Raw genomic sequence first — 24,796 nt, 5'->3', positions numbered from 1 at the left:
CGCACCCCAGTCCTCTGCCTGTAAAGAGCTCTTGCGGTGTTCAAGGAGGACGTCCATGACGAGCATCAACGAGCAGCCGATTCCTGCTGCCCGCCCTGTCATCGGTGAAGAAGAGATCGAGGCCGCGGTACGCGTGCTGCGCAGTGGCCGCGTCGTACAGGGTCCGGAGGTCGCCGCTTTCGAAGAGGGCTTCTCCGAGCTGGTCGACGGACGGCACTGCGTCGCCGTCAACTCCGGTACCTCCGCGCTGCAACTTCTGCTGCTTGCCCTTGGTATCGGTCCGGGCGACGAGGTGATCGTCCCCTCCTTCTCCTTCGCGGCCTCCGCCAACGCGGTCCGCCTCGTCGGTGCCGATGTCGTCTTCGCCGACATCGAGCCCGGCAGCTACGGTCTGGACCCCGCCGCGGTCGAGGCGGCCATCACGCCGCGCACCGCCGCGATCATGCCGGTGCACCTCTACGGTCACCCGGCGGCCATGGACAAGCTCATGCCCATTGCCGACAAGCACAAACTCGCCGTGGTCGAGGACGCCTGCCAGGCACACGCCGCGGCACTGAACGGCACCCCGGTCGGCGCGTTCGGCGAGGGCGGAACGTTCAGCTTCTACCCGACGAAGAACATGCACGCCCTCGAGGGCGGCATGGTCACCACGGCCGACGCCGAGCTCGCCCGCACCCTGCGCCTCCTGCGCAACCAGGGCATGGAGCAGCGCTACGCCAACGAGATCGTCGGCGCCAACATGCGCATGACGGACGTGTCCGCAGCCGTCGGCCGCGTACAGCTGACCAAGGTCGGTGGCTGGACCGAGCAGCGTCGCTCCAACGCCGCCTACCTCGACGCGCACATCACCGCGCCGAACGTGACGACGCCGCCGGTCGCCGAGGGCGCCCGCCACGTCTACCACCAGTACACGATCCGGGTGCAGGGCGACCGCGACGCCGCCATGGCGAAGCTCACCGAGGCGGGCATCGGCAACGCCGTCTACTACCCGACCCCGATCCACCGGCTCAAGCCCTACTGGGAGCCGGACCAGAAGGCCGGCCGTACCTGGGACCTGCCCGAGACCGAGCGGGCGGCCGCCGAGGTCGTCTCGCTGCCCGTCCACCCGTCGCTCAGCGAGGGTGAGCTGGAGCGCATCGCGGCCGCCGTGAACGCACTGGGGGAGAACCTGTGACCGCCGCCGTACTGAGGGCCGGGCTCATCGGCCTGGGTTCCATGGGGCGCCACCACGCACGTGTGCTGGCCGGACTCGACGGCGTGACCCTGGTCGGCGTCGTCGACCCGATGGGCGACAAGAACGGCTGGGCGCAGGGCGCCCCCGTCCTGTCGACCGTCGAGGAGCTCATCGCCCTCGGTGTCGACTACGCGGTCGTGGCCTGCCCGACCGCGCTGCACGAGACCGTCGGCCTCCAGCTGGCCGACGCCGGTGTCTGCGCCCTGATCGAGAAGCCGCTGGCCGACACCGTCGAGGGCGCCCGCCGCCTCGTCGAGGCCTTCGAGTCGCGCAACCTGGTGGCCGGAGTCGGCCACATCGAGCGCTGCAACCCGGCCCTGCGCTCGCTGCGCAGCCGGCTGGAGGCCGGCGAGCTCGGCGACGTCTTCCAGGTCGTCACCCGCCGTCAGGGTCCGTTCCCGCACCGGATCGCGGACGTCGGCGTGGTCAAGGACCTCGCGACGCACGACATCGACCTGACCGGCTGGGTGACCGGCCAGACGTACACGTCGATCGCGGCCCACACCGTGTCGAAGTCCGGGCGCCCGCACGAGGACATGGTCTCCGCCGTGGGCCAGCTCTCCGACGGCACCATGGTCAACCACCTGGTCAACTGGCTGAGCCCGCTCAAGGAGCGCTTCACCTCGGTCACCGGCGAGCGCGGCTGCTACATCGCCGACACCCTCACCGCCGACCTCACGTTCCACTCGAACGCCGCGGTGACCACCGAGTGGGAGGCGCTGCGCGCGTTCCGCGGTGTCTCCGAGGGTGACATGATCCGTTACGCGATCCCGAAGCGCGAGCCGTTGCTTGTCGAGCACGAGCTCTTCAGGGACGCTGTGCTGGGCACGGCGGCCGATATCTGCACCCTGAGGCAGGGCCTGCGGACTGTCGAGGTGGCGGCCGCGGTACTCGAGTCGGCCGTGAGCGGCACGACCGTCGCCCTCGCGGCTCAGGACCGGACGGAAAATGGCACCTGACAACCCTGATTACGCAGACAGCGCCTCGCGGACCACGAAGGGTTCGCGGGGGCGGATCGTCATGCTCGTCGACAACGGCGTGCACGGCGATTCCCGAGTGCAGAAGCAAGCGAGCTCCGCGGCCGAGGCCGGCTGGGACGTCATCCTGCTGGGAAAGTTCTCCGGCAAGGAAGAAGAGACGAGCTGGCGGATCGGTGAGGCGGAGGTCCGCCTCATAGAGATGAAGGCGAAGATGTCGATTCGCCCGAGGGATCTGCGTGGGGCGCCGCTGCGGCGCCCGCTCGCCTACTCCTCGGAACGGATTGCCGAGTTCCGCACACAGCAGGTCAAGGCCTGGCGCGCGGATCTTCGTGTCCGTGGTGCCGCGCTGAAGACCGGCGACGGCCGGTCCGCGCTCGGACCCGCGGGCGGGCGGGCGTGGCTCGCGGTGCCCCGGGGGGCGGCGAAGGCCACCACCCGTTGGGTGAAGCTGCGCAACCGTCAGACCAGGAAGCTGCGCGACATCCGGCGGACCCGTGCTGCCGTCCTCGACAGGGCGACCACCGCTTTCTGGCTGGCCACGATGGGCGACCGTGCCTGGCGTCGGCTCGATCCGGGTGTCTGGGACTTCGAGCTGTCCTACGGGCCCGTCATCGACGAACTGCGGCCGGACATCATCCACGCCAACGATTTCCGGATGCTGGGCGTCGGCGCCCGGGCCACGCTTCGGGCCCGTGCCGCGGGCCGTAAGGTCTCGCTCGTCTGGGACGCCCACGAGTTCCTGCCCGGCGTGCGCTCCTGGGCGAACGAGCGGAAGCTCCCCGCGATGGTGGCGTACGAGCGGGAGCACGCCAAGTACGCCGACGCCGTACTCACCGTGTCCGGCGGCCTGGCCGACCTCCTGCAGGAAACCCATCATCTGCCGGAGCGCCCTGCCGTCGTGCTGAACGCGCCCGATGCGGAGGCCACGTCGCGGTTCACGGACGAGCCGGTACCGGATCTGCGGGCCCTGTGCGGCATCGGACCGGATGTCCCCCTGCTCGTGTACAGCGGCCTCGCCGCACGTCAGCGCGGCCTCGGCATCATGGTCGAGGGGCTGACCGAGCTTGCCGAGGCCCATGCGGTGTTCGTGGCAAGCAGTCCCGAACTCCCGTACATCAAGGAACTGATGCGCCGGGCCGAGGCGCTGGGTGTCCAGGACCGGGTGCACTGCCTGCCTTACGTACCGCACTGGCAGGTTGTTCCCTTCCTGTCGACCGCAGACGTCGGGATCATTCCGATCCACCACTGGCCGAACCACGAGATCGCCCTGATCACCAAGTTCTTCGAGTACTCGCACGCCAGGCTGCCGTTGGTCGTCAGCGACGTGAAGACCATGGCTGAGGTGACCCGGGAGACGGGCCAGGGCGAAGTCTTCCGGGCAGAGGACGTCACCGATTACGTACGAGCCGTCCGGGCCGTGCTGTCCGACCCCAAGCGGTACACAGCCGCCTACGAGGTCGAGGGCAGGCTGGACGAGTGGACCTGGGAAGCCCAGGCCAAGGTTCTTGACGAGGTTTACACCCGACTGATGCGAGGAGCAGGGGATGGCCGTAACCCCTGACGTCAGCGTCGTCGTTGCCGTCTACAACACCATGCCGTACCTCACTGAATGCCTGAACTCCCTTGTGGGGCAGAGCATCGGTAAGGAACGCCTGGAGATCGTTGCGGTGGATGACGGATCGACAGACGACAGTGGCCTTGAACTCGATCGCTTCGCGGCCGAGTACCCGGACACGGTGAAGGTGATCCATCAGGAGAATTCGGGTGGGCCCGCCGCTCCGAGCAACCGTGCGCTGGACGTGGCTACCGGGCGTTTCGTCTACTTCATAGGTTCGGACGACTACCTGGGCGAGGAAGCCCTGGAGCGAATGGTCTCCTATGCCGACGAGCACGGATCCGACATCGTGGTCGGAAAAATGGTGGGGACCAACGGGCGCTACGTACACCAGGCGCTCTACAAGAAGGACGACCCGGACGTCAGTCTCTACGATTCGGCGTTGCCGTTCACCCTGGCCAACACCAAGCTGTTCAGGCGTGAGCTGGTCGACAAACACTCATTGCGCTTCCCCGAAGATCTTCCGGTCGGATCCGATCAGCCCTTCACGATAGAGGCGTGCGTCCGAGCCCGGAAGATTTCGGTTCTCTCGGACTACACGTTCTACTACGCCGTGAAACGCGGCGACGCGAGCAACATCACCTACCGGGCCGATCACCTGTCCAGGCTGCGGTGCACGGCCGCGATCATGCGGCACACGGCCTCGCTCGTGGCAGCGGGTCCCGACCGGGACGCGCTCTTCAAGCGGCACTTCACGTGGGAGCTCGCCAAGCTCGTCCAGGGCGACTTTCCCGCACTGGACGCCGAGACCCGGCGAGAGGTCTGCGCGGGGATCGCCGTCCTCGCCGAGGATTACCTCACCGACGGGCTCCGGGATTCCCTGGACGTCAAGCGGCGGGTGCGGATCTGTCTCGCGCAGGCCGGCGCCGTGGACGAGCTGATCCGAGCCATCGAGGACGAGGCCGAGCACGGTGCTCCGCCCTTCCGCCTCGAGGACGGCCGGGCCTTCGCTCTGTATCCCGGTTTCCGCGACGAGGCCCTCGGCCTTCCCGACCGGGTCTATGAGCTGGTCGGCGAGGCCGTGCCCGGACGGCTGGCGCAGGGCACGGAGCTCCTCGCCGCCGAATGGGACCAGACCGGCGACCACCTGGCTCTCGTGCTCACGGCCCGCACCGGTGTCCTCGGCGACACCGGCTCCCTGACCGTGCGCCTGGCGAAGGGGGCCATGCCCAAGAGCGCGGACAAGCCCGGCGCGCGCCGTCTGCCGTCCGGCCATGAACTCTCAGCTCCTGAGGGAGAGTTCAGCCAGACAGTGACCGATGACGGCCAGGCGACGACGATACGGGCCCGGATCCCGGTCCACGCGGCGAAGTCGAAGCTCGGTGTCCGGGTGTACGTGGACGTGGCAGGTTCGACGTACGAGATCCCGGTGAAGACCGGCGGAAAGCCGCTGCCCCTGGCCCGCCGCTGGCGGCAGGCCGTCCCGTACAGGGTGGCGGCGAACCAGAACCCCAAGGGCCGGCTCGTGATCACGACGGCACCGCTGTGGGAGATCAAACCCGGTGCGGGCAAGCGGCTGCGCCACATGCTGTCCAGGCTGAAGAGGAAAGTAACCCGATGAACATCTGTGTAGTCGCGCTCGGCAAGATCGGCCTTCCGCTCGCCGTGCAGTTCGCGGCCAAGGGCCACAAGGTCATTGGCGCGGATGTCAACGAGAAGGTCGTCGAGCTGGTCAACGCGGCCACCGAACCCTTCCCCGGCGAGCACGACCTGGACGTCAAGCTCAAGGAGACCGTGGGCGCCGGACTGCTCTCCGCGACGACCGACACCACGGCCGCGGTCGCCGCGTCCGACGCCGTCGTTGTCGTCGTCCCGCTCTTCGTGGACGCGGAGGGGACCCCCGACTTCGGCTGGATGGACTCGGCGACCAAGGCGATCGCCGCGGGCCTCAAGCCGGGCACCCTCGTCAGCTACGAGACCACGCTGCCCGTCGGCACCACCCGTACCCGCTGGGCACCCATGCTCGCCGCGGGCTCCGGCCTGACCCCGGGTGTGGACTTCCACCTCGTCTTCTCCCCGGAGCGGGTGCTGACCGGCCGCGTCTTCGCCGACCTGCGCCGCTACCCCAAGCTCGTGGGCGGCATCGACGAGGCGTCCTCGCAGCGCGGTGTGGAGTTCTACGAGGCCGTGCTCGACTTCGACGACCGCGAGGACCTGCCGCGTCCGAACGGCGTCTGGGACCTCGGCACGGCGGAGGCCTCCGAGCTCGCCAAGCTCGCCGAGACCACCTACCGCGACGTCAACATCGGTCTGGCCAACCAGTTCGCCCGGTTCGCCGACAAGAACGACATCGACATCAAGAAGGTCATCGAGGCCTGCAACAGCCAGCCGTACAGCCACATCCACCAGCCCGGCATCGCCGTCGGTGGCCACTGCATCCCGATCTACCCGCGGATGTACCTGTGGAACGACCCGGAGGCCACCGTCGTGCGCTCGGCCCGTGAGGCCAACGCCGCGATGCCCGAGTACTCCGTGGACCTGCTGGCCGCCGCCTACGGCGACCTGGACGGGGTCGGGGTCCTGGTGCTGGGCGCCGCCTACCGCGGTGGCGTCAAGGAGACCGCGTTCTCCGGTGTCTTCGGAGTCGTGGAGGCACTGAAGGCGCGCGGCGCGGTGCCGTTCGTCTCGGACCCGATGTACACGGCCGACGAGCTGACCGCCCACGGCCTCGTGCCGCACCAGGGCCAGGCAGTCACCGCAGCGGTCCTCCAGGCCGACCACGCCGAGTACCGCGATCTGGCTGCCACCGACCTGCCGGACGTCCGCGTCCTGGTCGACGGGCGCCGTACGACGGACCCGGCCAAGTGGGAAGGCGTACGCCGCGTCGTCATCGGCGGCTGACACACTCGCACGAGGTAGTGGAAGAGGTAGCGGCCCCGCACGGGGCTGCTACCTCTTTCCTTTTCCGGCTACCGCAAGAAGTCCGCCAGCACGGCGGCGGTCCGTGTGCCGTCGTGATACTTGCGCGCGAATCGGGCGGAGCGCTCACCCAGCAGCGCGGTACCGTGCCGGTCGTCGAGCATCGCTTCCAAGGCGCTGCGCAGTGTGCCAGGGGTGGCGCCGACCACGGGGTTCTCCTCACCCAGGGCCTTGGACACCGTGTCGGTCAGATACGCGATGACCGGTTTGCCCGCGGCCATGCCCTCGCAGGCGAAGGTCCCGTAGCTGCCGATCGCGAACTGGTCGACGACGATGTCCGCGTCCTTGACCAGCTGCCGCATCCGGGGCCAGTCGACCTGCTCCGCCAGCCTGAACTCGATGACCCCCTTGTCGTGGAGATCCGTCAGTACCGGCAGGGCGCGGTCGGTGCCCTTCGTCCAGCGCTTGGACGGTGCGTGCAGTACGACGGGGCGTTTCCGTTCCATCACCGGCCGGTCGCAGGCGAACGCCTCCACGTCGACCACGAGCGGCGCCCACGCGGCGGACGGCAGATCGTCCAGCAGATCGGGGGTGGTGACGAAGGACGGCAGCGAGAACCTCTCAGCCGTGGCCCGGTTGCGCTCGGCCACCTTCGTCAGCCGCTCCACCGCGCCTTCGGGTGCGTCATGGAAAAGGGAGTGCGGCACTCGCTCCATGTGGTTCAGCGGGTGGCGGATCTCGCTCCCGTGGGCCAGCAGCGCGACCTTGATGCTGGTCCGCAGCAGTGCCGGCAGGTCGTGCTCCAGGTGGCTGCCGTTGAGGCGGCCGAGGACCGGGAGGAAGGCATCACCGAGCAGGTGCGTGTAATTGCGGAAGACCCGCTCCGCCTGCTCCAGCATGACCGTCAGCCGGCCCAGCTTCGCGCTGTCGAGATAGACGTCCGCGGGGTAGGAGAACGTTCCGGGCGAGGTGGCCATGAAGACCTGGGCGGACACGTCGGGCCGGACACGGCACACGGCATGGGCGAACGCGGCCAGTTGACCCGCGTAGTTCGCGGGGCCGAGACCGAGCCTGATCCCGGTCTGCCTGGTCAGCGGCGTCCACGTGGGCCGGGGCCTGGAGGCGCCCGAGGCCTTCTCGGGCACGGGGGCGGGGCGGCCGGGCCGGTCGTGCTCGGGACCGGCGGGGGCCGGTGCGGCCTTTCCCGCCAGGTCCCGGCACAGCTTCAGCAGCGGCGCCACCCGGTGCTCCCAGGTGTATTCCTGCCGTACGCGCTGATCCGGCCGTCGGGCCGGGTCGACGGCCTCTCCCACCGCTTTGGCGAACGTGTCCGGGGCCTGCCCGCACATGCTCTGGGACGGGAGGCCGGCCTGCACGTAGGTGGCGATGAGCAGATCGCGCGCGGCCTCGCCGTTCGCCGCGCAGCCGCAGCTCTCGACCCCCACGTCGGCAGAGGCCAGGTAGGCGGTGGACAGTCCCGGCTCGGCGGGCGGCGGAGTGTGGACACGGTCCCGGACGCCGAATTTCTCGGCGAGCGCGAGCAGTTCGTCCTCGCCGGCGGCCCCGACCAGTGCCAGATGGTGATCCGGCAGTTGCGCGAGCGAGGCGAAGGCGGTTTCCAGATGATGGTCGCGGAAGTCACCGGCGTACACCCAGAGGGGCCCTGCTCCGTGCAGCCCGCAGAGGTTCCGCACGGTGGGCAGGGGCTCATCGCCTGTCGGCGTCGGCGTCATCGGTGCGTCCTGGACGACCAGGACGTCACCGGGGACAGAGACGGCGAGCCCCGCCGTCGCCGCCGTAAGAGCGTCCGCGCGGCCGACGAACTCACGTTCCAGCGCGCGGTAGGCGCTCTCCCGGTGTCCTGGGGCGGAGTCCGCCGCTCCGTGCGACGCGGCTATGTCGTAGAGCCACCGGGTTTTTACGCCCTGGGCGTTCAGGCGGGCAGCGCTGAGTGAAGCGGTTGCCACGAACGACACATCGTGGACCATGATCAGAAGGGGCCGTCGCTTCTCCAGCTCACTTCCCAGAGCCAGGTCCTGGTCGAGGAGCGAGGGCCAGTCGCTCCGCCAGTCGCCGCTCGGTACGGCAGCCTTCCGCGTGCGGAGGTTCTCCCATCGATGGGCGCGGATCCGCAGCCGGTGGGCTTCACGTCGTATCCGTATCCACAGTTTGAAGCCCTGCCGGGCCGGCGTGCCGAGTGAGACCGCCCGGGCGCTCGAGCCGCGGACCCAGCTGGCGTGAGCAGCCTGGAAACGACTCAGCTCGTCCTTGCCGGTCAGGCCGTACTGGGTCACCCTCCGACGCAGCCGGTGCCCCTCGGCCTGTTGTGCCGCACGGTCGAGCAGAGCGGTGCCGACCGGAACACCGATCACAGGGATCTCCCCGAAAGCGGTGTGCTCCGCCTTCCTGCCCGAACCGGGAGTGAGGACGGTGACGTCCCATCCGTCGCGTGCCGCGGCGACAGCCGTCCGGCCGGTACGGGAGTCGACGGTCACATCCGGGCCGGCCAGGATGACCAGACCGGGTGGTGGTGGGGACTGCGGCATCAGACTCTCCCGGGGACAGGAACGAGTAACAGGGGAGGCCGGTCGAGAGACCGACGACCGACGGAGGATGAGCTTTCCACGGGCCGCCGCCGGCGGACAGGCCTGGACAGCGACCCAGGCGGAGGGAGGGGGGAAGGCCCCGCCATGCTAGCGTTTTCGGGTGTCTAACATCCTTGCTCCCAAGCACGTAACTTACCTGGCGATCGGGTTTCCTCCCGCCGCGAAGAGTTGCGCCTATCGGATGCGTGAAACGGCCAACCAATTCGTCTCCGCGGGCTGGGACGTCACGGTCGTCACGATCGCCGACGAGTCCTGGGAGCGAGACTTCGGCCTCGACCACACACTCTCCGAGCGCGTCGACCCGCGCGTGCGCATCGTGAAGCTTCCCCTGGTGCGTGAGGACCTGGAGACCGACATCCGGATGTTCTCCGAGGACCGCGCGCTGCGGCCCGCCCAGTGGGCCGACGCGTACCGCAAGAAGGGCATGAAAGACTTTCCCGAGCCGATCTACGGCGGCTGGAAAGCCGATCTGGAACGGGCCGTCGAGGAGATCCACCGGGCGAAGCCCGTCGACCTGGTCCTGGCCACCTGTGTGCCGTACGTGAACATGGCGGCGGCCCTGCACCTGTGGGAAACGCACGGTGTCCCGTACGCCATCGACTTCCGCGACGGCTGGTCCGTCGACGTGATCGGAGGCGGTGAGGCATTTGCCCCCGACTCCTTCTCCGGCCGGTGGGAACGCAAGGTTCTCAGCCATGCACTGTCGCTGTGGCTGGTGAACGACCCGATCGCCGAGTGGTACCGCGAACGCCACCCCGATCTCGCCGACCGCATCCACGTGGTGCGCAACGGCTACGACGAGGACAGCGTTCCGCCGGCCACCCGAACGCCGGACACCGAGGCCGGCCTGACCTTCGGGCACCTCGGTGTGGTGACCTCGCCGCCGCGCATCCTCAAGGCCGTGCTCGACGGCTGGCGCATCGCCCGGGAACGCGATCCCCTCGTCGCCCGCTCCCGGCTGGAGATCCGCGGCCAGATCGGCTCCGGCGCCGCCCGCGAAGCCAACGCGCACGTGGAGATGATCCGGCAGGCCCAGGCCCGGGGGGAGGCGGTCAGCTTCGGCGGCCCCGCTCCCAAGGCCGAGGTGCCGGACATCTTCGCCGGCTGGGACGTACTCCTGCTCATGATCATGGGTGGCAAGTACATGACCTCCGGGAAGGTGTACGAGTACGCCGCGACCGGTCTGCCCGTGATGTCGGCCCACGCCGTGGAACACGATGCGACCACCGTGATGACCGGGCACCCGCTGTGGACCGGGGCATGTGGTTTCGACGAGGAGGCGCTCGCCGCCGCGTACTCCAGTGCGGCGAGGATCGCTGTCGAGGCCGGCGACGCCGACAGGGCGGCCGCCAGGCAGCACGCGGCGCAGTACGCGCGATCCGCTCAAATGGGCCCGGCGGTGCGCCGCCTCATCGGGCTCGTCGACCCGGCCCATCAGGAACACGAGGGATCCGGACCGACGTCTCCGGCCTCGAGCACGCACGAGGTGGAGGATCTCTCGGTATGACGCACGTACTCCTGATCGCCGGAACGACGCCGCAACCGGCGGTTCTCAAAGCATCCCTGGAGAAGTTCCGGGCGGTGGGTGCCACCGTCGAACTGGCTGGGCTCTTCTCCCCGGACGATGTCGACCCGGATCTCGATCTGGCCGGGCTGCGGTCACTGACCGAGGCCGCGGCCGAGCGCGGGCGTCCGTTCGAGAGACGTGTCGCCAGGCTCTCCGGGCCGCGGCGGGTATGGGTATCCGCGGAGCGTGACCGCCAGGTGCGCCGCGCGGGCCGACGGGCCCATGTGCTGGTGGCACTGGATGCCGCCGCCGTGTACACGGTGTGGCGGCTGGCCCAGCTGAACCGACGGGCGCACGCGGTCTTCGGTATAGCCCCGGCTCTCAAGGCCATCGAGGCCCGCCGTGAGCGTCCCGTGCACTATGCGCTGCGAGACGCCGCACGCATCGTGCCGTCTCCGGTCGTTGCCGCTCGTTCCACGAAGCGGGCCGCCCGGCACGGGGCAGGCGTGGCTCTGCGCCGCGCTTCCTCTCCGGCTGTCATGCGCACCGCACTCGGTGCCAAGTCCTGGCGCGGCGTGGTCGTGGCCCCGAAGGTGCCGGACCGGTTGCGGGCCAAGCTCGCCCGCAGGGTCAGCACGAGCATGGCGAAGGGCGGCCGCCGGGCCGGCGCGACCATGGTGTTGAACGACGCCGCCCGGCGCACCGGCGACCGCGTCCTTCGTGCGGACCTGCTCGCCGAGGCCGCCCGGGCCGACCTCGCACGTGGGCACGACGATCCGGAACTGCGACGGGCAGCCTATGGAGCGGCGCTCGCGGTCGCCGACCAGAGGTACGCCAGGGGGGACGCGAAACGCGCAGCGGCTTCGCTCTCCTCCGCCCTCACGCTCGCCTTCCCCCGGGCCGTCCACTTCGACTCCGTGACGTCCCCGCTGGCCGCGGACCCCGAGGGGTACCTGGCCCCGTTCCATGCCGGCAGTGCGTTCAAGGCCATGACCGCGCCGCGTGGGCGTGAACTCCCCAGCGCTCCCGCGCCGGCCGGCCGGCCGCTGCGACTGCTGGTGACGACGTATTCCAACGCCAACTTCCTCCAGCCGATCCGTGAGCGGTACGCGGACCACCCCGGCGTCGAGGTCCGCTTCCTCGACATAAAGGACGACGAAACCCTGCGGCCGCTGGCCCGAGGGGCGCAGCGGATGATGGAGTACGCCCTCGGCGGCCAGCCGGCCTTCGGCGACGCGGTGGAGGAAGCGCTTCGGCCGCACCTGGACTGGGCGGACACCGTCTTCGTCGACTGGTGCACCAACGCTGCCGCGTTGTTCACCCTGGTCGACCCGGGCACCACCCGGATCATCGTCCGGCTGCACAGCTACGAGGCGTTCACCTTCTGGCCGCACCTGGTGGACATGTCCCGGGTCGACGACATGGTCTTCGTGGGGGACCACCTGCGGGATCTCGTGGCCGACGCCCTTCCGCAGCTGCGGGAGCCGGGAGCCCCCGCGCTGCACGTGATCGCGAACGCCATGTATCTGGAGCGGTTCCGGCGGCAGAAGAGCGACGAGGCCCGCTTCACGCTGGGACTGGTCGGGGTGGGGGTCGTGGCCAAGGATCCGCGATGGACCCTCGACGTCCTGCGGGCACTGCGTGAGCACGACGCGCGCTACCGCCTCGTCGTCATCGGCGATGGCATCGACCGCAAGGCGAGCGCCGCTGCCCGCGCCTACGACGACCTGCTCCGGAAGGACCTGGCCGACCTGGAACCGACGGGGGCGGTCAGCCTGCTGGGCCGCACCGAGGACGTCCCCGGCGCACTCACCGACGTCGGGGTGATCATCAGCAGCTCGGTGCGTGAGAGCTTCCACTGTGCCTTGGTCGAGGGCGCCGTCAGCGGGGCACTCCCTGTGGTCCGCGACTGGCCGTTCTTCGCCGGGAAGGAGCACAGCGCACGGACGCTCTTCCCGGGAGACTGGGTGGTCACCTCGCCGCAGGAGGCCGCTGACCGCATCCTCGCGCTGACGGCTTCGAAGGACGACTGGCGCACGGCGACAGCGGCTGCGGCGGAGCACTCGCTCACGACCTGGGACTGGTCCGTGATCAGTCCTCAGTTCGACCGCCTGCTGCTCGGGGACTGACCGCCCGCGTATGCCGAAGGGCCCTGGCGGCGGTCTCGCCAGGGCCCTTCGGCGTACGTCGTGCGTCAGAGCGCCAGAGATTCCCGTTCCGTGAGCACACCGTCGTGTTCGTCGTGCAGGGTGCCCGTCTGCGGGCATTCCCAGACACCCGGCTCGTCCGCCCGTTCGACGAGCTTGACCCCGCTACGGCCCACCCAGCCGATCCGGCGGGCCGGTACGCCCACGACCAGACCGAAGTCCGGGACGTCCTTGGTCACCACGGCACCCGCGGCAACCATCGCCCACCGGCCGATCCGTACCGGCGCGACACATACGGACCGTGCTCCGAGTGAAGCTCCCTCGGCGACCTTCACGCCCACGGCTTCCCAGTCACCGCCGCGCTTCTGCTTGCCGTCCGGGTCCACGGAGCGCGGATTGTGGTCGTTGGTGAGGACGACGGCGGGACCGACGAAAACGCCGTCGCCGAGCTCGGCCGGCTCGTACACCAGAGCGTAGTTCTGCAGCTTGACGTTGTTGCCGATCTGCACACCAGTACCCACATAGGCGCCGCGGCCGACCACGCAGCCCTCGCCGAGCTTGGCACCCTCACGGATTTGAGCGAGCTCCCAGACACTGCTGCCGTCGCCGATCTCGGCGCGGTCGTCCACCTGGGCCGTGGGCTGGACTCTGTAGGTCACGTGCTGCACCTTTCGGGGAGCGGATCAGGGGAAAGCATACGATCCCCGAACGCGGCCGCTGCGGGGGCGGTACACATCCGCTCCGGGCCTCGGCAGTCCCAGTCACGCCTCGCCCTCACGTGCGACGCGTCCACGGCTGATGCTCCGCGCCGGGGCGGTGGCCTGGACGAATCGTGGCTCAGCCGAGGAGCGCTCGCGTCCGCTCATCGCGCGCCAGGCATTCCGGCTGCGGCCGGCGAGGGGTGATCGCCGCGCCGGGGTGCGAGCGACCCGGTTTGACCCCCCGCGCCCCGCCCCGTAGCCTTGGCCCTCGGCGTGTTTCCGTACGCCTACCCCTGAGCACATCCCTCGCGGTGGATCCGTCCCCGTGAGAGGCCGCTCATCCTTCCGGACTGTCGTGGGCCCCGGCCTGCGCGAACGGCTGGCTTCAGGGGGATCCGTTCCGAGTGAGAGAGAGATCCGCGTGTACGCCATCGTGCGCAGCGGTGGTCGCCAGCACAAGGTTGCTGTCGGCGACATCGTTGAGGTTGACAAGATTCCCACCGCCAAGGTTGGCGACACGGTCGAGCTCTCGACCCTGCTCGTTGTCGACGGCGACGCCGTGACCAGCGACCCCTGGGTTCTGGACGGCATCAAGGTCCAGGCCGAGATCGTGGACCACCACAAGGGCGCGAAGATCGACATCCTTCGCTACAAGAACAAGACGGGCTACCGCCGTCGCCAGGGTCACCGCCAGCAGTACACGGCGATCAAGGTCACCGGCATCCCCGCGGCTGCGAAGTAAGGGACTGAGGAGACATGGCACATAAGAAGGGCGCATCGTCCACTCGGAACGGGCGCGACTCAAATTCCCAGCGGCTCGGCGTGAAGCGCTTCGGCGGTCAGGCCGTGAACGCCGGTGAGATCCTGGTCCGCCAGCGCGGTACCCACTTCCACCCGGGCACGGGCGTCGGCCGTGGCGGCGACGACACGCTGTTCGCGCTGACCGCCGGTGCGGTGGAGTTCGGTACGCACCGTGGCCGCAAGGTCGTGAACATCGTTCCCGTCGCTGCCTGATTTCAGGTGTGCGGCTGAACGACACAGCACCTTCCGAGGGCGGATCTCAGCTTTCCCGGTAATCGGGGAAGCGGGTCCGCCCTCGGCGCGTTACGTCTAGAGACATTCCTGTATTTATCCGCATTACCTGGAGGCACCAACCATGACCACCTTCGTGGACCGCGTCGAGCTGCATGCCGCCGCGGGTAACGGAGGCCACGGCTGCGCCTCCGTTCACCGTGAGAAGTTCAAGCCGCTGGGCGGCCCCGACGGGGGCAACGGCGGACGCGGAGGCGACGTGATCCTCGTCGTCGAGCAGGCCGTCACCACGCTGCTGGACTATCACCACAGCCCCCACCGCAAGGCCACGAACGGCCAGCCCGGTGCGGGTGACAACCGCTCCGGCAAGGACGGCCAGGACCTCGTGCTGCCCGTCCCGGACGGCACCGTCGTCCTCGACGGGGACGGCAACGTCCTGGCGGACATGGTCGGCCAGGGCACCACCTTCGTCGCGGGCCAGGGCGGCCGCGGCGGCCTCGGCAACGCCGCGCTGGCTTCTGCGCGCCGCAAGGCGCCCGGTTTCGCGCTGCTCGGTGAGCCCGGGACGAGCCGGGACGTCGTCCTGGAGCTCAAGACCGTCGCCGACGTCGCTCTCGTCGGCTACCCGAGCGCCGGCAAGTCCTCGCTGATCTCGGTGCTCTCCGCCGCCAAGCCGAAGATCGCGGACTACCCGTTCACGACGCTCGTACCCAACCTGGGCGTCGTCACCGCGGGCTCGACCGTCTACACCATCGCGGACGTCCCCGGGCTCATCCCGGGCGCCAGCCAGGGCAAGGGCCTCGGCCTGGAGTTCCTGCGGCACGTCGAGCGCTGCTCCGTCCTCGTACACGTCCTGGACACCGCGACGCTCGAGTCGGACCGTGACCCCGTCTCCGACCTCGACATGATCGAGGAGGAGCTGCGGCTGTACGGCGGCCTCGAGAACCGGCCGCGCATCGTCGCGCTCAACAAGGTCGACATCCCGGACGGCCAGGACCTCGCCGACATGATCCGCCCGGACCTGGAAGCGCGTGGCTACCGTGTCTTCGAGGTCTCGGCCATCGCGCACAAGGGCCTGAACGAGCTGTCGTACGCCCTTGGCGGGATCATCGCCGAGGCGCGCGCCACGAAGCCGAAGGAGGAGTCGACCCGGGTCGTCATCCGTCCCAAGGCCGTCGACGACACGGGCTTCACGGTGAAGAGGGACGACGAGGGCATCTACCGCGTGCGCGGCGAGAAGCCCGAGCGCTGGATCAGCCAGACCGACTTCAACAACGACGAGGCCGTCGGCTACCTCGCGGACCGGCTCAACCGTCTCGGTGTCGAGGACGCGCTGCGCAAGGCGGGCGCCCAGGCCGGTGACGGCGTGGCCATCGGGCCCGAGGAGAACGCAGTCGTCTTCGACTGGGAGCCGACCATGACGGCGGGCGCGGAGATGCTGGGCCGCCGTGGCGAGGACCACCGTCTCGAGGCGCCGCGGCCCGCCGAGCAGCGCCGCCGCGAGCGGGAGACCGATCGCGACGAGGCGCAGCGCGAGTACAACGAGTTCAACCCCTTCTAGGCACCTCGGGCCTCTCGCTCGGATCATGCCGGGCTCGCGGGGCTCGGCTCCCTGATCCGGCCCGATCCGAACGACAGACCCCCGGCCGGGCGCCCTCCGCATGGCGGGCGCCCGGTTTCACAGGGAACTGCCAGGTAGCGGCGGCCCAGTGGCTGACGATGTGCGGATTGCGTAACTCGTCTGTGGAGTCCGTCACTCCATGCAGGGGCCCAGTGGAGCCCAACCTCCCTGGCCAGGCGGTGAACTGCGGGTTTCCCGGAGGCGAGCAGCGGTAGGCGTCCGCCTTGCGAGACGGTCACGGAGAGTGCGACCATCACACTGTTCCCCCCTGTCATCGCAAGGTAGGTCGTCTGTGTCTGTGCCGCATGAAGCCAAGCCCCGGACCACAGCGGTCGTGCTCGCCGGTGGTACCGGTCAGCGCGTGGGGCTGGCGATCCCCAAGCAACTGCTGAAGATCGCCGGTAAGGCAGTCATCGAGCACACGCTGTCCATCTTCGAGAACGCCGAGGGCATCGACGATGTCATCGTGCTGATGGCGCCGGGCTTCGTGCCCGACGTCGAGAAGATCGTCGCCAAGGCCGGGCTGACCAAGGTCGTCAAGATCATCGAAGGTGGCAACACCCGCAACGAGACCACCGAGCGGGCCATCGCGGCCCTCGGCGAGGGGCTCGCGGAGGGCGAGGACCGCAACGTCCTCTTCCATGACGCGGTCCGTCCCCTTCTGTCACAGCGCGTCATCACGGACTGTGTCGACGCCCTCGACCGCTACCAGGCCGTCGACGTCGCCATCCCGTCCGCGGACACGATCATCGTGACCCGTACGCACGGCGAGGACGGGGAATTCATCACCGAGGTCCCGGACCGGTCCCGGCTGCGCCGCGGCCAGACCCCGCAGGCCTTCAAGCTCTCCACGATCCGCAAGGCGTACGCGATCGCGGCGGGCGACCCGAACTTCCAGGCCACCGACGACTGTTCGGTGGTTCTGCGGTATCTCCCCGACGTGCCGATCTACGTCGTCGCGGGCGACGAGTACAACATGAAGGTGACCCAGCCGGTCGACGTCTTCATCACCGACAAGCTCTTCCAGCTGGCCTCCACCGCAGCCCCGCGCCAGGCCGACGAGGCCGCCTATCGCGAGCTGCTCTCGGGCAAGACCCTGGTCGTCTTCGGCGGTTCGTACGGGATCGGCGCGGACATCGCCGCACTGGCCGAGCAGTACGGCGCCAGCGTGTACGCGCTGGGCCGTTCCACCACCGGTACCCACGTCGAGAACCCGGAGCACGTGGACGACGCGCTCTCCAAGGCGTACGCGGAGACCGGTCGCGTCGACTACGTGATCAACACCGCAGGCGTGCTGCGCATCGGCAAGCTGGCCGAGACCGACAACACGACGATCCAGGAAGCGCTGAACGTCAACTACCTGGCGCCCGTCCAGATCGCCCGCGCCTCGTACAAGTACCTGGCTGAGACCAAGGGCCAGTTGCTGCTCTACACCTCCAGCAGCTACACCCGTGGCCGCGCCGAGTACAGCCTCTACTCCTCCACCAAGGCCGCCATGGTGAACCTCACCCAGGCGCTGGCGGACGAGTGGGCCGGCGACGGGATCCGGGTCAACTGTGTGAACCCGGAGCGCACCGCGACCCCGATGCGGACCAAGGCGTTCGGGCAGGAGCCGGAAGGCTCGCTGCTCTCCTCCGAAGCGGTGGCGCGCACCTCGCTGGACGTCCTGCTCTCGGCGATGACGGGTCATGTCATCGACGTACGCCAGCAGGACCCGACGCGTGATGTCGCCGAATCCTCCGGATTCGAGCAGGCTCTGGCCTCGGTGCTGGACCGTCAGGAAGATGTGTAATAATTCTTGACAAATGTACTTTAACGGGCCTCTGTTGTCGCTAAAACGCGACTACAGAGGCCCGAGTGCGTGAAGCCGAATCTTCACATTTCCCTCAATACGTGAAACAACCGGCACCCCCTGGAGCAGGTTCTTCGTGATTTCGACAGCCATTCGCCTGGCCCGTGTGGGCAGTCGGTCAGAACTGGCGGCAGCAATACTGATGACGCTGGGATACCCCTGCGTCATGATCGCCGCGCTTCTCCCCGATATCTGGTTCTTCGCGGCGGCCACGGCTGTCACGTACATCTCGGACTGGTACCTGCACCAGCGCGGGAGCTATCTGGTCAACCGGCTCGGCAAGGTGCGGGCGGGGCTGCCCATCCGCTTCCTGCTCCGCCAGTTGATGATCATCCTGTTGCTGGCGCGGCTGGATCTCGCGGAGGAACCGCTCTTCTACGCGGCGGTCGCCTGCTTCCTCGTCTTCTACGGCCTCCAGGCACCGCACGGCGCCCTGACGACCCTCATCCGGCTGCGCCGCACCATGCCGATCGTCACCCGCAATGTGGACCTGCACGCCGTCCGGATCGCCGACGCCCCGCCGCGCAGGCTGCTGCACCGCTCCGCCGAGAAGATGCTCCACCTGGACATCCCCGCAGTGGTCGGCATCCTGATCGCCGCCGGAACGGGCCAGGACATCTTCGGGTTCGTCGGCGCCGGGGTCACGGTGCTGCTGGCCGTCGTCTACAACGTCCTGCTCGTCCCGTATCTGCGCCGGGCCCGCCGGGTGCCGACGACCCCCGCCGTGCTCAAGGCCCTGGACACCTGGCTGGGCGAATACCAGCCAACCGTCGTGCTGTACTTCTCCGGCTCCAACGAGTCGGCGTACCAGGTCAACATGTGGCTGGACACCATGGCCGGCATCGAGGGGCGTCCGCTGATCGTCATGCGGGAGCGCACCCTGGTGTCCCTGCTCGGCGAGACCTCCGTACCCGTGGTCTGCATCCCCGCGGGTACACACCTGATGAATCTGGACCTCGCCACTGTCCGGGTCTGCCTGTATCCGGCCAACGTCGGCAAGAACATCCACATGCTGCGCGTCCCGACGATGAAGCACGTCTTCATCGGGCACGGCGACAGCGACAAGCTGGCCAGCGTCAACCCGTACTCCAAGGTGTACGACGAGGTGTGGACGGCCGGCCGGGCGGGCCGCGACCGGTACGCACTGGCCGACGTCGGCATCCGCGACGAGGACATCGTCGAGGTCGGACGTCCGCAGCTGGCACCCATCACGAGCTGGAGCGGCACCGCGAGGAACCCCATTCCGACGGTGCTGTACGCCCCGACCTGGGAAGGCTGGGACGACAACCCCGGCAACACCTCCCTCCTGCTGGCCGGTGAGAACATCGTCCGCCGGCTGCTCGAGGCGGACAAGCCTGTCCGGGTCGTCTACAAGCCGCACCCCTTCACCGGCATCCGCAGCGCCAAGGCCAAGGCCGTCCACGCCCGGATCGTGGCCCGTATCGCCAAGGCGGCCCAGGAGCGCGCCGCCGACCCCCGCTGGGCCGGGGAAGCCGGGAAGGCCGCTGCGGATCAGCGCGCGGCGAAGGCCGAGCTGACGCGGGTCGAGGCACGGCTGGACGAGCTGGCTCAGCCCGGCCGGGCCGGCGGCGACGAGTCGGAGGAGTCGCGGGTCTCGCTCGCCGACCCGGCACGCCAGGCCGAGATGGCCACCCTGCGGGCCGGGTGGAACGACGCGTACTGGCGTTCCTTCGGCTGGTGGGAGCACCGGACGGTGACCGGCTCGCAGCCGAAGCTGTACGACTGCTTCAACCAGGCCGATGCCATGGTTTCGGACATCTCCAGTGTGGTGTCCGACTTCATCGCGAGCGGCAAGCCGTACGCGGTCACGGACTCGGCGGCGCTCGGCACGGAGGAGTTCAAGCGCCAGAACACCGCCGTGCGGGCCGCTGTCGTCCTTTCCAACAGCGCCGAGGAGATCGGGGAGCTGCTGAACGCGGTCGCCGATGCGCAGGCGGATCCGCTGACCGATGCCCGTCGCGAGCTGAAGAGCTATCTGCTGGGCCCGGACGAGCCGACCTCCCTGGAGCGGTTCGACGCGGCCGTGCGGACGCTCGCCGCCAAGGCGGAGGCGCGCAACGCGGGCGTCCGACAGCGCATCGGGGAGCAGCCCGCCCCCCTGCCCGACCCCGAGGCCGCTTCCAGTGGCGCCGGGGACGGTGCGCTGGAGAACGCTGCCGAGGCAGCGGCCGCGGCCGATCCCGATGCGACGGCCGTCTCGGAGGCCGACACGGGTATCGGTGCAGGTCCCACGGTGGCCCGCTGACGGCCGGATGTAGTACCGGCCAACAGATGTAATCCAGCCGTCATCCAGATGTTCGAAAGTCGTCCGGATGGCGACGCAACCTACTCAACGGCCCGTCCGTCTCCACCTTCGGGAGGGGAACGTACGGGCCGTTCGGCGTGTCCGTGCACAGAGCAGGTGTTCGAACGAAGCTCTATCGTTTCTCCTGATTGATACGGATATGTACAGACCGGGGAGCGATGAGCAGCAGCACGCCAGATGTCAGCGTCATAATCGGGGCTTATGAGGCGATGCCCTATTTGATCCGCTGCCTGGAATCCGTCGAAGCGCAGACGCTGCCCGCCGGACGTATGGAGATCATCGCCGTCGACGACGGCTCCACGGACGGGACCGGGGAGTACCTGGAGGAATTCGCCGCCAGGACCGCGATCGACATGCGTGTCGTCCGCCAGGAGAACTCGGGCGGGCCCAGCGGCCCGCGCAATGTCGGCCTCGGACTGGCTCGCGGCCGGTACGTCTTCTTCCTCGACGCGGACGACTACTTCGGCGAGGAGGCCCTGGAGCGAATGGTCGCGATGGGTGACCGGGCCGGCACGGATGTGGTGCTGGGGAAGGTCGTCGGAGTCAACCGCGGTGCCCCGAAGTCGATGTGGAAGGAAACGGTCGAACGGACCGACGTCCATTCGTCCAACATCAAATTCACTCTGAGTGCCCAGAAGCTGTTCCGGCGGGAACTCCTCGTGCGGTTCGGGATGGCATTCGACGAGGGACTGAAGACCGGTGAGGACGCGCTCTTCACCATGGAGGCGTATCTGCGGGGCAACGGTGTCTCCGTCGTCGCCGACCACACCTGCTACTACCTGGTCGGCCGGGACGACGGCAAGCACGTGACGAAGAGCGGCAGTTACCTGCTGCGCTTCGACTCGGCCCGCGCACTGATGGGACTCATCGCCGCTCACGTCCCGCCGGGGCCCCGGCGGGACGCCCTGATGGTCAGGCCGTTCGTCGTCACACTGCTCCCGCAGTTCGGCCCCGTACTCCTGAAGCAGTCCGAGGCCGTACGCAGGAAGAAGATGGAACTGGGCGCCCCGCTGCTGGAGGCCTACTGGTCGGAGGGGATGGCCGGCCGCCTCAGGGTCCAGGAGCGGTTGCGGATGATCTGCGTGTCGAAGGGCCGGCTCGATCTGCTCCTGGACATCCTGCAGTTCATCAAGGACAAGCACGAGCCGAAGGCTGTCCGCAAGGGCCCCAGGGCGCGGCTGTACCTGTCCTATCCGCACTTCGGGGAGGGTGCGGGGCTGCCCGACTCGGCGTACGAGGTGACCGTGACCGAACGGTTCGCCAGCGGGAGGACCGAGGTACCGCCGGTGACCCGGTCCACTGCCGCCCTCGTGCGGCGGCTGGCGCGCAAGGCCCGCAGGGTGGCCCGGGACACCCTGCGCATGCCGCGGCGGGCGCACAAGGTCTGAGCCCGCGCGGGGGTGCGGCCGCGCGGCTCCGGTGCGGCAGTGGACATGCCCTCCGTCACTGCTCGGGGCGCAGCAGCTTTCTGACGGGACGGCCTACCACGCGCCGAGCGCGCCGATAGGCGGACGGCCAGGCGGCTGTGCCGTCACCCGCCTGCACCTTGACGCTGACCTGATTGCTCTTCCTGTCGAGTTGGCTCCTCAACATGGTGTTCTGCGCGGTGAGTTCCTCCATGCGGCTCTGCATCCAGCTGAACCGGCTGCCCAACGACTCGGGATCACTGTCGATCCACGGGCGCGCGGCGGGCGGGAAGGTGAGCTTGGCCAGCTGTGCGTCGAAGGCCGCGCCGCTGTCGCCGTGCGTGAACGTGTTCTCCAGGCCGTTCTTCTCCATGAAGCCGGTGAAGCGGAGGAAGCGTTCCTTGTGGCCGTCCACGAGCTCACCGAAATCGGCCGCCGCGTACAGCTCTGCGGGGTCGATGTCCCTGGGGGTCTCGGAGATCTTGCGGTGCGGGATGCCGAAGTACCTGCACAGCTCGAGGGTGCGGGAGTCGCTGCAGAGCACGGTGCTCGGTACACCGGCCAGCAGTGCCGCGATGTTGCCGTGGATGCGGGAGCCGAACGAGAAGTCGTACGCGCGCAGTTCGTTGATCCAGGTGGCCGGGTCGACGTAGAGCCTGACCTTGCCCTCGCGGTACATGGGGTGGGACGGGTGGGTCGGCATCGAGGTCTGGGCGCCGATCGGGTTCGGCGTCTCCCGCCAGTGGAGCAGCTGGGCCTCGAGCAGGTTCTGTCCGATGAACCGCAGATGCGGATAGCGCTCGTGGGCCTGCCGGATGATGGCGTCGAGGCCGTGCGACCGTACGGCGCTGTGCGAGCCGTTCACCGAGATGAGCGAATCCGCGGTCAGTGCCTCGGTCTTCTTCTCGACCTGGAAGGTCTCGCCGTTCATGAACATGGAGGGGCAGCCGATGACCTCGACGTCCCGGAAACCCATGTCCTTGAGGTACTGCTCGGTGAACTCACCCCGCACGCCGATGGACGCGCTGCGGTTGAGTACCTCTGTGACGAATTCCCTGACGGTCGGCTCCATGGGCTTCAGCCGGGACGCGTCGTAGCCCAGGGAGGCCTGCGCGCCGACACCCAGAACGACGACGGGAATGCGCAGCTTCTTGATCAGCTGCGTCATTCGCTTCAGCGGCCGCTCGAAGGTCGGGCGGAAGGCGTTGGCCAGGGGTACGACGAACGCGTCGTACTCCTCGTTTATGCGCTCGGCGGCCGAAGGGTCCGTCCGGATCCCGTTGGAGAAGACCTCTGCCCGCGGAGTCGTCAGAATCTTGTGCGCCGCGTCGCTGAAGATCAAGTTGCCTGCGTTGGTCGCGAAGACATCTCTGTGGAGGGATTGTTCGAGTGAGGCCACATCGAAGGGGCTTTTGCCCGATCTGAGAAGAATGCGTCTCTGGCGGGAAGGTTCATCTGTCACGCGTAAAGCGTAGCCGGATGAATGACCGGTGGAGATTACGTAAATGGCTCTTTTCGGTGGCTTGTCCGAGGGCGGCGCAGTGCGGTCCGGCCGCGCTGAGACGGCACAGCGCTGCTCCGGCCTCCTCGCGTAGATTGTGGGCACCGAGCAGGACGACGTGATGGGGACAGGCGTACGTGTCAGGGGCAAGGGATTCCGAAGGCGCACTCCGCACACCCTCCGGGGACGGCGCGGAGCGAAGGCCGGGCGTGACCGACGCCCGCAGGATCGTGGTCAAGGTCGGATCCTCCTCGCTCACCACGGCGTCCGGCGGCCTCGACGCCGACCGGGTCGATGCCCTCGTCGATGTACTCGCGAAGGTCAGGAGTGGCGGGGAGCGCGAGATCGTTCTGGTCTCCAGCGGAGCCATCGCCGCCGGACTCGCCCCCCTCGGACTCGTCCGCAGACCCAAGGACCTGGCCCGCCAGCAGGCCGCGGCCAGCGTCGGGCAGGGCCTGCTCGTCGCCCGCTACACCGCGTCCTTCGCCCGCTACGGCGTACGCGTCGGCCAGGTGCTCCTCACCGCCGACGACACGAGCCGGCGCGCTCACTACCGCAACGCGTACAGCACGCTCGACCAGCTCCTGGAGATGGGTGCGTTCCCCGTCGTCAACGAGAACGACACCGTGGCCACCGACGAGATCCGGTTCGGCGACAACGACCGGCTCGCCGCGCTCGTCGCCCATCTCGTCCATGCCGATCTCCTGGTCCTCCTCTCCGACGTGGACGGTCTCTACGACGGTGACCCCAGCACCCCCGGCACCTCCCGCATCGCCGAGGTGAGCGGACCCGCGGATCTGGAAGGCGTCACGATCGGCAGCGCGGGCAAGGCCGGCGTCGGCACCGGAGGCATGGTCACCAAGATCGAGGCCGCACGGATCGCCACCGCCGCCGGAGTCCCCGTCGTCCTCACTTCCGCGAGCCGGATCGCGGACGCCCTCGCGGGCCGCGACACCGGTACGTACTTCCACCGCACCGGGCGCCGTTCGGCCGACCGGCTGCTCTGGCTGGCCCACGCATCGACCCCGCAGGGCGCGCTGACCCTGGACGACGGAGCCGTCCAGGCCGTCGTCGAGCGCCGTACCTCACTGCTGCCGGCCGGAATCTCCGCCGTCGAGGGCGAGTTCTCCGCGGGGGACCCGGTGGAACTGCGCGATGTCGCCGGCCGGGCCGTCGCCCGGGGGCTCGTCAACTTCGATGCCAAGGAGATCCCCCAGCTGCTCGGCCGCTCCACCCGCGACCTGGCACGGGAACTCGGCCCCTCCTACGAGCGCGAGGTCGTACACAGGGACGATCTCGTCGTCCTCACACCCCGCCTCAGCCCCTGAAACGGCTGAAAGTCCAGCCTTCGGGCAGAGACCTTCACCAAAACCGCCCCACACCCGGCCCCGGACTGGTCAACTTTGTCA

The 24,796-nt window shown here is 68.8% G+C and carries 17 protein-coding genes; 14 read left to right on the top strand and 3 right to left on the bottom strand.

Annotation, left to right across the window (positions count from 1 at the left end):
- Nucleotides 1–55 precede the first annotated feature (55 nt).
- Genes ACFWBQ_RS33230 through ACFWBQ_RS33210 form a run of 5 tightly spaced genes read left to right on the top strand, consistent with a single transcriptional unit; the run spans nt 56 to nt 6,670 of the window.
- The gene (locus ACFWBQ_RS33230) at nt 56–1,174 is read left to right on the top strand and encodes a DegT/DnrJ/EryC1/StrS family aminotransferase (protein ID WP_385505799.1); all 1,119 of its coding nucleotides are present in this window, start codon (nt 56–58) and stop codon (nt 1,172–1,174) included.
- Nucleotides 1,171–2,193, top strand: coding sequence for a Gfo/Idh/MocA family protein (locus tag ACFWBQ_RS33225; protein ID WP_385505797.1), 1,023 nt, complete (start codon nt 1,171–1,173; stop codon nt 2,191–2,193). The genes ACFWBQ_RS33230 and ACFWBQ_RS33225 overlap by 4 nt, the downstream gene beginning before the upstream one ends.
- Nucleotides 2,183–3,775 (top strand): glycosyltransferase family 4 protein, encoded by a 1,593-nt coding sequence (locus ACFWBQ_RS33220; protein WP_385505796.1) that lies wholly within the window; start codon nt 2,183–2,185, stop codon nt 3,773–3,775. Before ACFWBQ_RS33225 ends, ACFWBQ_RS33220 begins: the two co-directional genes overlap by 11 nt.
- Complete coding sequence (locus tag ACFWBQ_RS33215) at nt 3,759–5,390, top strand: glycosyltransferase family 2 protein (RefSeq protein WP_385505794.1); 1,632 nt, start codon at nt 3,759–3,761, stop codon at nt 5,388–5,390. Before ACFWBQ_RS33220 ends, ACFWBQ_RS33215 begins: the two co-directional genes overlap by 17 nt.
- Nucleotides 5,387–6,670 (top strand): nucleotide sugar dehydrogenase, encoded by a 1,284-nt coding sequence (locus ACFWBQ_RS33210; protein ID WP_385505792.1) that lies wholly within the window; start codon nt 5,387–5,389, stop codon nt 6,668–6,670. Before ACFWBQ_RS33215 ends, ACFWBQ_RS33210 begins: the two co-directional genes overlap by 4 nt.
- A gap of 68 nt (nt 6,671–6,738) precedes the next feature.
- Here the strand turns inward: ACFWBQ_RS33210 and ACFWBQ_RS33205 are convergent, their stop codons facing one another.
- Nucleotides 6,739–9,234 (bottom strand): glycosyltransferase, encoded by a 2,496-nt coding sequence (locus ACFWBQ_RS33205; RefSeq protein ID WP_385505790.1) that lies wholly within the window; start codon nt 9,232–9,234, stop codon nt 6,739–6,741.
- A 241-nt stretch (nt 9,235–9,475) separates the two neighbouring features.
- Between ACFWBQ_RS33205 and ACFWBQ_RS33200 the strand changes: the two genes are divergently transcribed.
- Nucleotides 9,476–10,801, top strand: a complete 1,326-nt coding sequence (locus ACFWBQ_RS33200; protein ID WP_385505788.1) for a glycosyl transferase — start codon at nt 9,476–9,478, stop codon at nt 10,799–10,801.
- Nucleotides 10,798–12,930 (top strand): glycosyltransferase, encoded by a 2,133-nt coding sequence (locus ACFWBQ_RS33195; protein WP_385505786.1) that lies wholly within the window; start codon nt 10,798–10,800, stop codon nt 12,928–12,930. The genes ACFWBQ_RS33200 and ACFWBQ_RS33195 overlap by 4 nt, the downstream gene beginning before the upstream one ends.
- Before the next feature lie 65 nt (nt 12,931–12,995).
- Here ACFWBQ_RS33195 and ACFWBQ_RS33190 read toward each other — a convergent pair whose 3' ends face one another.
- Nucleotides 12,996–13,607, bottom strand: coding sequence for an acyltransferase (locus ACFWBQ_RS33190; RefSeq protein ID WP_385505784.1), 612 nt, complete (start codon nt 13,605–13,607; stop codon nt 12,996–12,998).
- Between the two features lie 463 nt (nt 13,608–14,070).
- Between ACFWBQ_RS33190 and rplU the strand changes: the two genes are divergently transcribed.
- From rplU to ACFWBQ_RS33160, 6 genes are all read left to right on the top strand, one after another.
- Nucleotides 14,071–14,391: a 50S ribosomal protein L21 gene (gene rplU, locus ACFWBQ_RS33185; RefSeq protein WP_018551604.1), complete on the top strand. Its 321-nt coding sequence runs from the start codon at nt 14,071–14,073 to the stop codon at nt 14,389–14,391.
- Between the two features lie 14 nt (nt 14,392–14,405).
- Nucleotides 14,406–14,663, top strand: coding sequence for a 50S ribosomal protein L27 (gene rpmA, locus ACFWBQ_RS33180; protein ID WP_056785490.1), 258 nt, complete (start codon nt 14,406–14,408; stop codon nt 14,661–14,663).
- Between the two features lie 142 nt (nt 14,664–14,805).
- Nucleotides 14,806–16,242 carry a GTPase ObgE gene (gene obgE, locus ACFWBQ_RS33175; RefSeq protein ID WP_385505781.1) on the top strand — a complete coding sequence of 479 codons (1,437 nt, stop codon included), beginning with the start codon at nt 14,806–14,808 and terminating at the stop codon, nt 16,240–16,242.
- Between the two features lie 352 nt (nt 16,243–16,594).
- Complete coding sequence (locus tag ACFWBQ_RS33170) at nt 16,595–18,094, top strand: SDR family NAD(P)-dependent oxidoreductase (protein WP_385505780.1); 1,500 nt, start codon at nt 16,595–16,597, stop codon at nt 18,092–18,094.
- A gap of 226 nt (nt 18,095–18,320) precedes the next feature.
- On the top strand, nt 18,321–20,420 hold the full coding sequence (locus ACFWBQ_RS33165) for a hypothetical protein (protein WP_385505778.1): 2,100 nt from the start codon (nt 18,321–18,323) through the stop codon (nt 20,418–20,420).
- A 218-nt stretch (nt 20,421–20,638) separates the two neighbouring features.
- Complete coding sequence (locus ACFWBQ_RS33160; protein ID WP_385505777.1) at nt 20,639–21,868, top strand: glycosyltransferase family 2 protein; 1,230 nt, start codon at nt 20,639–20,641, stop codon at nt 21,866–21,868.
- Nucleotides 21,869–21,923: 55 nt separating this feature from the next.
- On the opposite strand, the gene ACFWBQ_RS33155 is transcribed toward ACFWBQ_RS33160, so the two are convergent.
- Nucleotides 21,924–23,348 (bottom strand): polysaccharide pyruvyl transferase family protein, encoded by a 1,425-nt coding sequence (locus ACFWBQ_RS33155; protein WP_385505775.1) that lies wholly within the window; start codon nt 23,346–23,348, stop codon nt 21,924–21,926.
- 248 nt (nt 23,349–23,596) lie between these two features.
- Between ACFWBQ_RS33155 and proB the strand changes: the two genes are divergently transcribed.
- Nucleotides 23,597–24,715: a glutamate 5-kinase gene (gene proB / locus ACFWBQ_RS33150; RefSeq protein ID WP_385505774.1), complete on the top strand. Its 1,119-nt coding sequence runs from the start codon at nt 23,597–23,599 to the stop codon at nt 24,713–24,715.
- The last annotated feature ends 81 nt before the right edge of the window (nt 24,716–24,796 follow it).

The sequence above is a fragment of the Streptomyces sp. NPDC060035 genome (genome assembly GCF_042736635.1).
GTDB lineage: Bacteria > Actinomycetota > Actinomycetes > Streptomycetales > Streptomycetaceae > Streptomyces.
Note: the sequence above shows the minus strand (reverse complement) of the source record. Positions and strands in the feature narration are given on the sequence as shown.

Coding starts and splice junctions, on each gene's coding strand:
- ACFWBQ_RS33230 (WP_385505799.1), top strand. CDS start 56: ATGACGAGCATCAACGAGCAGCCGATTCCTGCTGCCCGCCCTGTCATC.
- ACFWBQ_RS33220 (WP_385505796.1), top strand. CDS start 2,183: ATGGCACCTGACAACCCTGATTACGCAGACAGCGCCTCGCGGACCACG.
- ACFWBQ_RS33215 (WP_385505794.1), top strand. CDS start 3,759: ATGGCCGTAACCCCTGACGTCAGCGTCGTCGTTGCCGTCTACAACACC.
- ACFWBQ_RS33210 (WP_385505792.1), top strand. CDS start 5,387: ATGAACATCTGTGTAGTCGCGCTCGGCAAGATCGGCCTTCCGCTCGCC.
- ACFWBQ_RS33205 (WP_385505790.1), bottom strand. CDS start 9,234: ATGCCGCAGTCCCCACCACCACCCGGTCTGGTCATCCTGGCCGGCCCG.
- ACFWBQ_RS33200 (WP_385505788.1), top strand. CDS start 9,476: ATGCGTGAAACGGCCAACCAATTCGTCTCCGCGGGCTGGGACGTCACG.
- ACFWBQ_RS33195 (WP_385505786.1), top strand. CDS start 10,798: ATGACGCACGTACTCCTGATCGCCGGAACGACGCCGCAACCGGCGGTT.
- rpmA (WP_056785490.1), top strand. CDS start 14,406: ATGGCACATAAGAAGGGCGCATCGTCCACTCGGAACGGGCGCGACTCA.
- obgE (WP_385505781.1), top strand. CDS start 14,806: ATGACCACCTTCGTGGACCGCGTCGAGCTGCATGCCGCCGCGGGTAAC.
- ACFWBQ_RS33165 (WP_385505778.1), top strand. CDS start 18,321: ATGATCGCCGCGCTTCTCCCCGATATCTGGTTCTTCGCGGCGGCCACG.
- ACFWBQ_RS33160 (WP_385505777.1), top strand. CDS start 20,639: ATGAGCAGCAGCACGCCAGATGTCAGCGTCATAATCGGGGCTTATGAG.